Here is a 13034-nt window from a genome sequence, read left to right as displayed (position 1 = left end):
ACCAGTTTTGAAACCTTTAGAATCTCTCGTTTCGAAAGCTGAGGGATATTTGATTGAAATTTTCGAAATTGAAACGGATGATGAGTTTTTTTAAGAACTAGCGGATAGTTTTAAAGAGAAATTGACTGAGCCCGATATTGAGATTTCAGTTGTAGAAGTTGAGGAACTGAGCTGACTTTCACTGATTTGATTCAGTAATTATTTCTTTATGAGTGAAAATTTTTATAAAAAATGTTATTGTTGCTCTAGCGAACCTTCGATTCATATTGCGTGAGTTTCTTTTTTCTGTAATCTCTGTAAAATAATGTAGATAGAAATTAAGAAATTTAACAAAATTATGGTACAATAAAATTATAATCGTATAGAAACAATACGGATACTTCTTTCGACAATCGAATAACCATCAATCGTAGTCAAGACTCGACTAAGCCTCTGGCTGAAATTTTATAAATTGATGTCAATAATGATTTGTCGAAGATGGTCAAATATAAAACTTTCTGCTCAATTCAAAAAGATATAGAGGTGTTTATTATGGGGTATCAATTCGTAGACAATCAATTAAAAGTTTGCGGAAAATATTTAAAACAACAGCGAAATAGAAAGTTATTTGAAAAGGCACGAATAATTATTCTTGAGCATATTTTGGAGACTACTGAAAATTTAATAAAGTTATTGGAAGAGTCTGGGGCTGAAATATTTTCAGTGATTGCAAAACCATATTCTATTGATCAGTCTGTTTTAAAAAGGCTATTAAAGAAAAAATATAGCATTATCAATGAAGACTATAAGATTCTAGAAGAGACAGATATATTATACAAACTCTTAAAAAATGCCACTAAAAAAAGTGAGACTGATGGGAAAGAAATTATAATAATTGATGTAGGAGGATATTTTCTATCTCACCTCATGAGGCTTAATGATGAATGTCCAGATTTAGCCAGAGTAATTAAAGGAGTTATAGAAGATACAACGTTTGGGCATAATAGATATTTGAAAGAGATTGAATCATTTCAATACCCTATCTTTTCTGTGGCTAGAAGTCCATTAAAAGAAATTGAAGCAAGATTTGTAGGACGAGATATTGTCAATGCTACGGAGCAAATATTAAGAAAATCTGGTATTTTAATGTCCGGTCGAAAGGCGTTAGTTGTTGGGTACGGAATGATAGGTAAGAATATTGCCCTAAACTTAAGACGAAATGATATGGATGTTTATGTGTATGATTCTAGTGATGAAAAAAATCTACACGCATTCATTGACGGCTATAAAATACACAAAAGACACGCTCTTTTACCTAAAGTTGACATCATATTTTTCGCAACAGGAAATCCAAATGGTGCTTTTACCGTAAAAGATATGAATATTTGTAAAAATGGTGTTATATTGGTTAGTGGTGGGTCAAAAAATACGGAATTTGACATTGATAGCCTTATTGAAGAAACGGTTGAAAAACCTTTTAAAATCAATAAACATATGTTAAAATATAAATTAGACGTAGCTAAGGATATATTAGTATTGAATAATGGCACGGCAGTTAATTTTATCTTGCCAACTCTTCCTACGGAGTTATTAGATATTGTTTTTGCTGAAATAGTAGTCTGTGCTTGTAAATTATTAAAACATGATAGAGATAAGTATCCTGTAGGAGTGATACATTCATCTGGTAAGGATTCTAGAGGTGAAATCGCTAAAGATTGGTTGTCTCTATCAAATAGGGATTAAAATGTCATCAAATATAGAATTTAAAGCAAAATTAAATAATCGAAATTTAGCAAAAAATATTATTATAAAATATAGTCAAGCAAACCCAGAAATATTAAAACAACGAGATATTTTCTACAATTTTAAGCTTGGTAGATTAAAGATGCGAACTATCAACAACTCAGAGTCTGAACTAATTTTTTATATCCGCCAAAACATTGCTGGAAGAAAGGTTTCTAAATACAAACGAATAAAAGTTAAAAATCCTAGGCTTGTCGATTCCATGCTTTCAACATTACTGGGAAAAATTGGTGAAGTGAAAAAGAGCAGAACCCTTTATCTTAAGGAGAATATTAGATTCCATTTAGACGAAGTTGCTGGCTTAGGTAATTTTATTGAAGTTGAGTATATTCTCCCTAAAGACGAAACAAGACAATCAGCAGAGAAAAAGGTTGATGATATTATAAAAATGCTTAAGATTAAGAAAAAAGATTTTATTGACATATCTTATATGGATATGATTAATAAATCAAGGTAAAACATTGTTAAACATAGATATAACAGCTCCTCCCCCGACCCACTCGCGAGCCCACTGAAAAAGTAAGCCTCTTACTTTTAACAAAATGAAAACCGAGGAATCTCTCATCAATTTGAGCGAATTCCTCGGTTATTTTGTATTTATTAAGGTTATAATTCGTTTCATATTGACCACGAAGATACTTGTAGCTGCCTGTAATTCCATGTTGAAAAGACCTGATGCCCTTGCGACATCAAAGCCATGTCTCTGTTTTAGTTCGGCATTCTTCGCTTCGATTTTATAGCGATGTCTGGCCATTTCTTTAAAATACGGTGTTTCCTGAAATTTCTTCTGGAAAAGATGGTCGTTACTCTTAATGGTTATTGAATAAGTTTTAGACTTTGCCCCCTCCTTATAACACCCTTCCTTGGAAAGGCAACTCTTGCACTTCTCAATGTCAAAGTAATGAGTGACGACTTGATTCTTATTTTGATATTTTTTCCCTGTCCTTGCTTTGCGAATAGCCATGTGTCCTTCCGGACAGACAAATAGCCCTGCGTCTTTATTTAATTCAAACGCATCCTCTTCTTTACGGTAACCTTTTGAAACAGAAGGGTTCAGTTTTGACACCAAATGAATCTTTTCTTTACGAGCTAGTTGAATGTTGTCCTTTCCTGAATAAGCCGCATCACCAATAATAGTCTCGATATCCAGATTATTTTCCATTGTTTTGGCATATAACTCAGGTAAATATTTCCCATCACTTTGTTTGCCAGAAGTGACCACACAAGCAGTAATAATCCGTTCATCCGTCATAGCGATATGACTTTTATAGCCATAGAAAGAGGTGTCGGCTGTCTTATGTCCAAGCTTAGCCTCCTCTTTAACAGAAGATTCCAAGTGTTCTAAGTCGTCCTCGACAGCTTCTTTTAGATAATTGAACTTTTGAGACACAGCCGGCAGAGCTAAGAGTTCCTCATGTTTTTCAACCACAGCCATTAATTCCTCTGTATAGGTCAACTCTGCTTCAAGGTTATCTTCCTGAGGTTTCTTTGGAAATTCTATTTTGATATCTTCTGAATGTTGATAAATCGTTTTACGTAAAGTTTTTGAACGCTCCCTAAGAATTTCTTGGGGCTTCTTATGATTATAATGAGCTTTGGTGTGAGTGGCATCCACAATGAGGATCTTACTCTTAATCAAGTTGTGTTCGAGTGCAATTTGAACAGATTTCTGAATCAATACGTCAAGTAGCTTGTCATCTTTAATTCTTAGCTTTCTAAATTTTGTCAGAGAGGATGGTTCGATAACAGAATCCTCTGGAGCTAGACCAAGAAAAAATTTAAAGGCCATATCTGACAAGGAACGTTCCACCCCATCGACATCTGATAACTTATAAATATCTTTCAACAAGAGATATTTGAACATCATAATCGGTGAATAAGCTTTACGCCCAAAATCAGGACGATAATTTTTTTCTAGTTCATCATAAATAAAGCTAAAATCACAGAGTTCAGTTAGCTGACGTAAAAAGTGGGTTTTCGGAACAACGATATGATACAAACTAGAATAAGGACTGACATCCATAGTTAACTGATTATCAAGCATCATTTCACCTCATCTCTAGTATAACAAAAAAGCCATCAATTGGATGACTTTTTCAGTGTGCTCATAAAGAACTGCTTTATTGCGAGGGTGTTGTTACTTGACATAGATAAGCAAGCGTCATGAAGCTTGAAAAGTATCAGAAGTATCCATCGTCTTCTCACTTATAGTTAAAGATTCCCCCTGCCAACTTATCAGCTAGCTTGGGAAAGAGAGTATAAAATATGTGGGTTAAATTGAGCAAAAAAGGAAGATTGAGTTCTCGTTTATTTTTTCCTATGGTTTTGACAATCTTTTTAGCAACCGCATCTGGTTCTAAGAGAAATCGCTCAACAGACTTGAGATAGCTACCATCTGGGTCTGCCTGGTCAAAAAATCCAGTTCGGATTGGTCCTGGATTGACCGTAGTTACATAGACACTATAGGGCATGAGTTCAAGGCGTAGAGCGTTAGAAAAACCAATAGCCGCAAACTTGGTCGCTGAGTAGAGACTGGACTTAGCTGTTGCAATCAAACCTGCCATGCTGACGATATTGATAACATGACCTTTTCGACTTTCCTTCATACGAGTCGCCACTAGACGAGACAGATTCATCAGGGCAAAGGTATTGACCTCGAACATCTGGTGAATGTCTTTGTCAGAAATCTGGTCGAAATCTTCAAAAATTCCGTAACCAGCGTTGTTGATTAAGACATCAATTTTGGTATGACGTTGGTAGAGGTCAGCCACTAAAGTTTCTAGGGCTTGGTCATCGGTAATGTCAATCTCGACCAATTCTGCCTGAGAATGATTTCCGTAGAGCTGAGCTAATTTTTCCTTATTTCTACCTAGCAGAATGAGTTGGTCATTTGGCAAGAGTTTGACCATTTCTTGGGCTAAGCCACCGCTAGCACCTGTAATGAGAATCGTTCGCATGTTTCTTCCTTTCTGTGGCACTTAAATTTCCACTTCTTCCAAGTCTTTAACAACATGCACATTTTCAAAAATGCTGGCCGCATCTTTCTTGAGCTGACTAATATCTTTTGAGAGAAAGCGGGCGCTGATATGGTTGAGCAAGAGGCGTTTGGCTCCTGCTTCTGCCGCGACCTGAGCAGCCTGTATATTGGTAGAGTGTCCGTGGTTGCGGGCAATTTTCTCATCGCCCTTGCCATATGTGGACTCATGGACTAGGACATCAGCATTGACAGCCAGACGCACACTGGCGTTGGTTTTTCGAGTATCACCCAAGATAGTGATAATCTTACCTGGACGTGGAGCTGATATATAGTCCGTTGCCTTGATTTCAGTTCCGTCTTCTAAAACAACATCCTGACCGTTTTTGATTTTTCCAAAAAGAGGTCCAAACGGCACACCAGCAGCCTTGAGTTTTTCAGCATCCAAGGTTCCCTCAAGATCCTTTTGCATGACACGATAACCAACACAGAAAATAGTGTGGTCCAGTTCCTCTGCATACACAGTGAATTTATCGGTCTCAAGGATTTTTCCTAGAGAATTCTGGTCAAACTCATGGAAATGAATCTTATAAGGCAGACGAGAACCTGACACACGAAGGCTGGTTAAGACAAATGACTTGATTCCTTGAGGTCCATAGATTTCCAAATCTGTCTGCTCTTCATTGGCCTGAAAAGCACGGCTAGAGAGAAATCCTGGCAATCCAAAGATATGGTCTCCATGCAGGTGAGTGATAAAGATTTTGCTGACCTTACGTGGTCGAATCGTGGTTTCCAGAATGCGATTTTGCGTTCCTTCGCCACAGTCAAAGAGCCAGACTTCGTTGATCTCATCCAAGAGTTTGAGGGCGAGGCTCGAAACGTTGCGGGCTTTAGAGGGCTGACCAGCCCCCGTTCCTAAAAATTGAATATCCATTCGATACTTTCTAATTAATCAATATATAACATGGCTGTGCGGTTTTCCGATCGGAAATAGCGCTTGCCAGTAAAAGCTTGAGATTCCTGTAAAAGTTCCTCCTGACTATAACCTTTGAGTCGCTTACGACCATCTGCTAAGGTTTCTAAATCCGTTAAAGGAGTCAAACTCTCCACAGAGAAGACTTTTTCCTCTCCAAGCTCCTTCATATAAATCTTTCCAGACTCCTCATAGACTAGCTGATGAGGGAAAATCTGAGCAATTTCAAAGAGCAAGTCAGCAGTGATTGCTTCCTCAGTTTCTGAGAAAATCCGCCCAAGACCTTCTTCCTCATAGCAAAAACCAAAAGACTTGCCAGATAGATTGAGGCGAATAAAGGGCTTGATTTCCACTGTAAAGGTCGGTTGAGCGTTATAGAGGTTTAACTCCTGACTTAGTTCTGCAAAATAATCAGTCGCAGATTGAGGGCTCTTTTTCTGGTAGAGTTCTGCGAAGTAAGCATTGACCACGCTAGGCGGAGGGGTAATGAGAGCTAACTGCTCCTGCTCTGATTTCCCAGCTAACAATTGTTCCAGATAAACCTTATCAAGGCTGGTATAACCGCCATACTTGAGGGCTAATGATTTCATATCAGTCATAAAATTCCTCTAATCTCCATTTGTTTTTCTCAGAAATATAGCCTGTGATGATTTCACAATCATCTTGATAGTCTCGGCTTTCAAGGATTGCCACGCTTTCTAAATCATGAATTTTGTAGGACTTAGAAAAAGACACGCGCAGGGAAAAGGATTCGAAAATATCCTTGATTTTTTCTAAAAATAAAGCTTGCAGCTGCTCACGACTATCCTCAGACTTGGCAGAAATGAGAGCATAAGGTGTCTGGGTAGGCGTGAAATCCTCCACCAAATCCGCTTTATTATAAAGGGTCAAGCGAGGAATGTCCTCCATGTCCAAATCTTTCATGATAGACAGAACCGTTTTTTCATGTTCCTCATGATAAGGATTGCTAGCATCAATGACATGAACTAGAAGGTCTACATGCTTGCTTTCTTCCAAGGTCGACTTAAAACTTGACACCAACTCAGTCGGCAAATCTTGGATAAAGCCAACGGTATCAGTCAAGGTTACTTGTAGATTGCCACCAAGATGGATACTCTTAGTCGTCGCATCCAGAGTCGCAAAGAGCTCGTCTGCCTCATACTGGGTCTTACTGGTCAAGGTGTTCATAATGGTTGATTTTCCAGCATTAGTGTAACCAATCAAACCAATCTTAAAGGTACTCGACTCCAAACGTTTTTCTCTGACTGTCGCCCGATTTTTCTCAACCACCTTGAGCTGGCGTTCAATGTCCGTGATTTGATTGCGAACGCTACGACGGTTCAGTTCTAGCTGGCTTTCACCAGGTCCACGAGAACCAATCCCCCCAGCCTGACGGCTGAGCATAATCCCCTGACCAACCAAACGAGGCAAGAGATACTTGAGCTGAGCCAAATGCACTTGGAGTTTCCCTTCGTGGCTTCGAGCTCGCATGGCAAAAATATCCAAAATCAGCTGCATACGATCAATAACCTTGACCCCGAGAACTTCCTCTAGATTAACATTTTGCCGTGGTGTCAGACGGTTGTTGACAATGACAGTAGTAATTTCTTCTGCATCCACCATCCGCGCAATTTCTTCCAACTTACCAGAGCCGACAAAGGTCTTGGAATCATATTTTTCACGTTTTTGTCTGTAGCTATCTACAACAACTGCCCCAGCTGTCTTGGCTAGACTGGCCAATTCTTCCATGGAGAGATCAAAATTGTCCATGCCCTGCAATTCTACACCGATGAGCAGGACACGTTCCTCTTTTTTCTCTGTTTCAATCATCTAAAAACTCCTCAATCTGGTTAAAAATACGCTCCTGCACACCAGACTCTCCAATCTGATAAAAGGTCACCTGCATGCGATTACGGAACCAGGTCAGCTGGCGCTTGGCAAAACGACGAGTCGCCTGTTTAAGACTCTCACTAGCTTCCTCAAAAGTCTGCTCCCCACGGAAATATGGAAAGAGTTCCTTGTAGCCAATGCCTTTGGCTGCCTGCGCATCAGGGTAATGGTCAAAAAGCCACTTTGCCTCATCCAAAAGCCCAACCTCAAACATCAGGTCCACTCGATGGTTGATACGCTCATAAAGTTGACTTCGTTCATCATCCAGGCAGATAATCAATGGTTCATAAGGACTCTCCTGATTTTCCAAATCCTGACCAAAATGGGCAATTTCCAAGGCGCGCATGGCACGACGACGGTTAAACTGGGGAATTTCAAGACCTGCTTGCTCCACAAGATGAGCTAATTCCTCATCTGAATAAGGCTCTAAACTAGCTCGATAGGCTACAATCTCCTCATGAGGTGTTTCCCCACCTAGATGATAGCCTTCAAGCAAGCTCTGGATATAAAGCCCAGTTCCACCAGCGATAACAGCAAGCTTGCCACGTCTCTTAATATCCTCAATAGCCTTCTTAGATTCTGAAACAAAATCAAAAGCCGAGTAAGACTCGGTCACCTCTCTGACATCAATCAAATGATGAGGAACAGCAGCTTGCTCCTCTGGGCTAGCCTTGGCCGTCCCAATATCTAACCCTCTGTAAACTTGCTGACTGTCACCACTGACCACCTCTCCACCAAAGCGCTTGGCCACTTCAATAGCAAGGGCAGTTTTTCCAACAGCAGTCGGTCCAACAATCACAATTATTTTTGTTTTCATCTTTTTTCCTTGAAAAATTCTCATTTTTTCGTTACTATTATTATATCATAAAAAGGTCAGTCAGAAAAATACTACCACTTGAGGAGTCTGGCTGATCGGGAAGATAAAGGAGGAAGACTCATGGCTAAAGGATTCGCTAAAGGTCTTGTAACAGGTGTCGCAGGAACTGTCGCTGCCGTTGCAGGTGCAGTATACGCAATTAAAAAGAAAGTGATTGAGCCAGAAGAGCAAAAAGCAGCTTTCATCGAAGAAAACCGCAAAAAAGCAGCTCGCCGTCGCGTATCACATTAATACACAAAAGAAGTTGAGAAATCTCAACTTCTTTTTATTTTCTTAAATAGCCAAATCAAACTTCAGTTGTGGCTTGACTGGATCATAGTCAACCAACTCAAAGTCCTCCGCTTTGATATCAAAGAAATTGGTCCCATCAGGAACATTTAAAACCAAACGAGGTTGGCAGTTTGACGGCTCACGACGAAGCAATTCTTCTGCTTGTTCAAACTGATTATCATAGATATGAAGGTTGTTGATGAAGTAGAAGAACTTCCCAACCTTCCATCCAAAATGCTTGGCAATCATCATCTGTAAAGCCACATACTGCATGGCATTGATATGGTGAGCCACCAGCATATCATTAGAACGCTGGGTCAAAGTCGCATCCAGATAGATGTCCCCATCAACCTGACGGACATCAAACATGGTCTGAAAGGCGCATGGAAGAAGGCCGTCCGTCTCCTCAAAAGCTTGGTAATCCCAGAGAGAGATGATATTGCGACGGTTCCAAGGGTTGGCTTCCAATTGTTTGAGAAGCTTATTGATGATGTCGTGTTTCTTAACGACCGCCCCATAGCGCTCACCGATGGTTCCCGTATCTCCCACTTCCCAGTCATTCCAGTAATGAACATTGTACTTGCTATTTAGCACTTCTAGGCTATTAGACTGATCTTGGTAAATCCAGAGAACTTCCTTGATGGCGGATTTGATTGCAATGGGGCGCAAGGTCGTAATGGGGAATTCCCCCTTAGACAAATCATACTCCGCAAAGGCACCCGTTATGTACTTGGAATTGGCAACAGTCCCATCCTTGTACTTGGGACGTGCTTGTTCAGAAAAGACACCGTCTTTGAGGATTCGTTCAATATTCTCTTTAAAAATCGTATCTGCTTTTGTCATTTACCCTCACCTCATTTATAGTCTTAACTAGTATAGCATAAAAAAGAAAAGAGGAACATTACTAACTCTAGGTTAGCATTTTCCCTCTTTTATTATTTTATTGCAATACAAGTGATGCCGCTCCGATAACTCCAGCGTCATTTCCTAGAGTTGCAAGAGCCAATTTAGTAGATGTACGTACTTGTGGGAAGGTATTTTCGTCGTAGATTTTTTGAACACCTTGGAGAAGGAATTCTCCCGCAGCTGACACCCCACCTCCGATAACAATCGTTGAAGGGTTGAGGATTGATCCGATGTTGGCACAAGCAATTCCCAAGTAACGTGAGAAGTTACGGTAAACGATCAAAGCAAGGTCGTCTCCTTCTTTTGCAAGGTCAAAGACAGTTTTAGCAGTTACTTCTTCACCGTCATCGATCAAGCGTTTCAAGGCCGCATCGCCTTCGTATTCATCTGCATAACGACGAGTCAAGTTGACAATCCCTGTTGCTGAAGCAACTGTCTCAAGACAGCCTTTTTTACCACAGGTACATGCGATTGGTTGGTCAAAGTCAACAGTGATGTGACCAAGCTCACCAGCAGCACCAGCAACACCGTGGAGCAATTTTCCTTCTGCCACGATACCGCCACCAACACCTGTACCAAGTGTCATAAAGACAACGTCGGGTTGGTTGTCACCAGCGCCCATCCAGCGCTCACCAAGAGCAGCTACGTTGGCATCATTATCGATGAAGAATGGAATACCCAAGGCTTTTTCAATCTTTTCTTTAATTGGTTGAAGGGTTTTCCAGTTTAGGTTGTAGGCACCGATAACAGTTCCTTTTTCACGGTCAACCACACCAGGTGATCCCATTCCAATCCCTCGGAAATCCGTAGCTGACAATCCAAGCAAGTCCAAACGATGTTGAATAGACTCAATCATATCATCTACGATATGGCTTCCTTCATCCAAAATGTTAGTCTTGATAGACCATTTTTCTTGGATTTCTCCTGCTGTTGTCAAGATTGCAAATTTGATAGAAGTTCCACCAAGGTCAATCCCGATAATCTTTTGACTCATCATATTCTCCTTTTTAATTGAAAATGCTTACAGTACTAGTATAACAAAATCATCAAATTTGTGCAAAGGTTTGCATGAAAAAGTTACATTTTATAATTAATAACTATTTATCCCCTAGATGTTGAATGGCATAGTTTGCTTCTTCTTTTGTAAATTTTCCAATCCAAGAAGAAGTTAGCCTGTCATAAATTTCAGTTTTTGAGATATTACTATATTTTCGATATTCTCTTGCTTTAGCTAAGGCTTTTGCCTTATAATCTGCATTCAAGTGATCGATGGCATACTGCACTGCTGAACTTGAAAAACCATGAAACATTAATTGGTCATAGAGAGCTTTTTTTGACATATTTGCCCACGAATTATAGCTTTTCGCTCTCCTTAAAGCAGCATTGTACTGGTTCCCATCTGCTGGTTTTGGTTGCCGCACACCATCGTATCCTACATAGTAACGACCACCATCTACCCATTTATCCCTTACCATTTTGCCTTCAGAATCAACATAGTAACGACCGCCATCTACCCATTCATTCTTGGCCATCTTTCCATCCGGTTTATAATAATAAGCTCCTACCCATTTATTGCGAACATGGCTGCCTTCTGATGGTAGATTAAGTTTTTGAATGGCATAGTTTGCTTCTTCTTTTGTAAATTTTCCAATCCAAGAAGAAGTTAGCCTGTCATAAATTTCAATTTTTGAGATATTACTATATTTTCGGTATTCTCTTGCTTTAGCTAAGGCATTTGCTTTGTAATCTGCATTCAAGTGATCGATGGCATACTGCACTGCTGAACTTGAAAAACCATGAAACATTAATTGGTCATAGAGAGCTTTTTTTGACATATTTGCCCACGAATTATAGCTTTTCGCTCTCCTTAAAGCAGCATTGTACTGGTTCCCATCTGCTGGTTTTGGTTGCCGCACACCATCGTATCCTACATAGTAACGGCCACCATCTACCCATTTTTCCCTTACCATTTTGCCTTCAGAATCAACATAGTAACGGCCACCATCTACCCATTCATTCTTGGCCATCTTTCCATCTGATTTGAGATAAGAATTTCCTACCCATTTATTGCGAGCAGAGCTTCCTTCTGCTGTTAGATAATAATATGAACCATAGTTTTTATCATAAATCCAGTCACTTTTAACCTTTTTTCCATCAGAATCAACATAATAACGACCACCATCTACCCATTCATTTTTAGCTCTCTTTCCATCTGATTTGAGGTAGTAATTTCCTACCCAGCCAGACTGAACTTTAGATTGTGATTTATCCTGTTTAGGAGTTGTTTCTTTAGCTTTTTCAGTCGGTTTTGGTGCCGGTGTTTTTGGTTTATCAGCAGGTTTTTGTGCTGGTGTTTTCGGTTTCTCAGCAGGTTTTTGAGCTGGCGTTTTCGGTTTCTCAGCTGGTTTTTGAGCTGGCGTTTTCGGTTTCTCAGCAGGTTTTTGAGCTGGCGTTTTCGGTTTCTCAGCTGGTTTTGGTGCTGGTGTTTTCGGTTTCTCAGCAGGTTTTTGAGCTGGCGTTTTCGGTTTCTCAGCTGGTTTTGGTGCTGGCGTTTTCGGTTTCTCAGCAGGTTTTTGAGCTGGCGTTTTCGGTTTCTCAGCTGGTTTTGGTGCTGGTGTTTTTGGTTTCTCAGCAGGTTTTTGTGCTGGTGTTTTTGGTTTCTCAGCAGGTTTTTGAGCTGGCGTTTTCGGTTTCTCAGCGGGTTTCGGTGCTGGCGTTTTCGGTTTCTCAGCTGGTTTTGGTGCCGGCTTCGGCGCTGGTTTTGGTGCCGGCTTCGGCGCAGGTTTTGGTGCCGGCTTCGGCGCCGGTTTTAGTGCCGGCTTCGGCGCGGGTTTTGGTGTTGGCTTCGGCGCGGGTTTTGGTGCCGGCTTCGGTGCGGGTTTTGGTGCCGGCTTCGGTGCGGGTTTTGGTGCCGGCTTCAGCGCGGGTTTTGGTGCCGGCTTCGGCGCGGGTTTTGGTGCCGGCTTCGGCGCGGGTTTTGGTGCTGGCTTCGGCGCGGGTTTTGGTGCTGGCTTCGGCGCGGGTTTTGGTGCTGGCTTCGGCGCGGGTTTTGGTGCTGATTTTGGCGCTGGTTTCTCAGCAGATTTTTGCGTTGGTGTTTTTGGTTTCTCAGCTTGATTTGACGCCGAAGTTGTATTCTCTTTTACAATCTTACCATTTTTAGATGCATCCTTTTCTTGAGCAGAAACATGCTGAACCGAAAAAGGAAAGGATCCAGTTGTATCTGCAAATGAAATAAGCCCCAGTGTTGCAGTTGCTAAGCTGGTTACTAAAATTTTTTTTGATTTTTTCATAAAAATCTCCATTGTTTTTAATGATTTATAACTATAGTATACCATATGCTTAATTTTTCTTTCAAATCA

12 protein-coding genes are annotated in these 13034 nt (G+C 40.5%); 3 read left to right on the top strand and 9 right to left on the bottom strand.

What is annotated here, in order from left to right:
- Nucleotides 1–531 precede the first annotated feature (531 nt).
- Together FGK98_RS02960 and FGK98_RS02955 are read left to right on the top strand one after the other, a co-directional pair.
- The gene (locus tag FGK98_RS02960; RefSeq protein WP_171011103.1) at nt 532–1722 is read left to right on the top strand and encodes an NAD(P)-dependent oxidoreductase; all 1191 of its coding nucleotides are present in this window, start codon (nt 532–534) and stop codon (nt 1720–1722) included.
- Nucleotide 1723: 1 nt separating this feature from the next.
- Nucleotides 1724–2239 (top strand): class IV adenylate cyclase, encoded by a 516-nt coding sequence (locus FGK98_RS02955; RefSeq protein ID WP_138099956.1) that lies wholly within the window; start codon nt 1724–1726, stop codon nt 2237–2239.
- 129 nt (nt 2240–2368) lie between these two features.
- Here FGK98_RS02955 and FGK98_RS02950 read toward each other — a convergent pair whose 3' ends face one another.
- The 6 genes from FGK98_RS02950 to miaA form a co-directional block, all read right to left on the bottom strand.
- Complete coding sequence (locus FGK98_RS02950) at nt 2369–3826, bottom strand: IS1182 family transposase (protein WP_138101021.1); 1458 nt, start codon at nt 3824–3826, stop codon at nt 2369–2371.
- A gap of 157 nt (nt 3827–3983) precedes the next feature.
- Nucleotides 3984–4739, bottom strand: coding sequence for an SDR family NAD(P)-dependent oxidoreductase (locus tag FGK98_RS02945; RefSeq protein WP_138099955.1), 756 nt, complete (start codon nt 4737–4739; stop codon nt 3984–3986).
- 21 nt (nt 4740–4760) lie between these two features.
- Entirely contained in the window at nt 4761–5690 is a 930-nt protein-coding gene (rnz, locus tag FGK98_RS02940) for a ribonuclease Z (protein ID WP_138099954.1), read from the bottom strand.
- 14 nt (nt 5691–5704) lie between these two features.
- Nucleotides 5705–6328 (bottom strand): cystathionine beta-lyase, encoded by a 624-nt coding sequence (locus FGK98_RS02935; RefSeq protein WP_138099953.1) that lies wholly within the window; start codon nt 6326–6328, stop codon nt 5705–5707.
- Nucleotides 6321–7559, bottom strand: coding sequence for a GTPase HflX (gene hflX, locus FGK98_RS02930; RefSeq protein WP_138099952.1), 1239 nt, complete (start codon nt 7557–7559; stop codon nt 6321–6323). Before hflX ends, FGK98_RS02935 begins: the two co-directional genes overlap by 8 nt.
- Nucleotides 7552–8436, bottom strand: coding sequence for a tRNA (adenosine(37)-N6)-dimethylallyltransferase MiaA (gene miaA / locus FGK98_RS02925; protein ID WP_138099951.1), 885 nt, complete (start codon nt 8434–8436; stop codon nt 7552–7554). The genes hflX and miaA overlap by 8 nt, the downstream gene beginning before the upstream one ends.
- 120 nt (nt 8437–8556) lie before the next feature.
- Between miaA and FGK98_RS02920 the strand changes: the two genes are divergently transcribed.
- Entirely contained in the window at nt 8557–8727 is a 171-nt protein-coding gene (locus FGK98_RS02920; RefSeq protein WP_001051782.1) for a DUF3042 family protein, read from the top strand.
- 42 nt (nt 8728–8769) lie between these two features.
- Here FGK98_RS02920 and FGK98_RS02915 read toward each other — a convergent pair whose 3' ends face one another.
- The 3 genes from FGK98_RS02915 to FGK98_RS10035 all read right to left on the bottom strand — a co-directional run bounded on the left by FGK98_RS02915 (nt 8770) and on the right by FGK98_RS10035 (nt 12965).
- Nucleotides 8770–9609 (bottom strand): thymidylate synthase, encoded by an 840-nt coding sequence (locus FGK98_RS02915; RefSeq protein ID WP_138099950.1) that lies wholly within the window; start codon nt 9607–9609, stop codon nt 8770–8772.
- 97 nt (nt 9610–9706) lie between these two features.
- The gene (locus tag FGK98_RS02910) at nt 9707–10666 is read right to left on the bottom strand and encodes an ROK family glucokinase (RefSeq protein WP_138099949.1); all 960 of its coding nucleotides are present in this window, start codon (nt 10664–10666) and stop codon (nt 9707–9709) included.
- Between the two features lie 103 nt (nt 10667–10769).
- The gene (locus FGK98_RS10035) at nt 10770–12965 is read right to left on the bottom strand and encodes an Ltp family lipoprotein (RefSeq protein WP_241993321.1); all 2196 of its coding nucleotides are present in this window, start codon (nt 12963–12965) and stop codon (nt 10770–10772) included.
- Nucleotides 12966–13034: the final 69 nt, after the last annotated feature.

This window comes from Streptococcus australis, assembly GCF_901543175.1.
Taxonomy (GTDB): domain Bacteria; phylum Bacillota; class Bacilli; order Lactobacillales; family Streptococcaceae; genus Streptococcus; species Streptococcus australis_A.
Note: the sequence above shows the minus strand (reverse complement) of the source record. Positions and strands in the feature narration are given on the sequence as shown.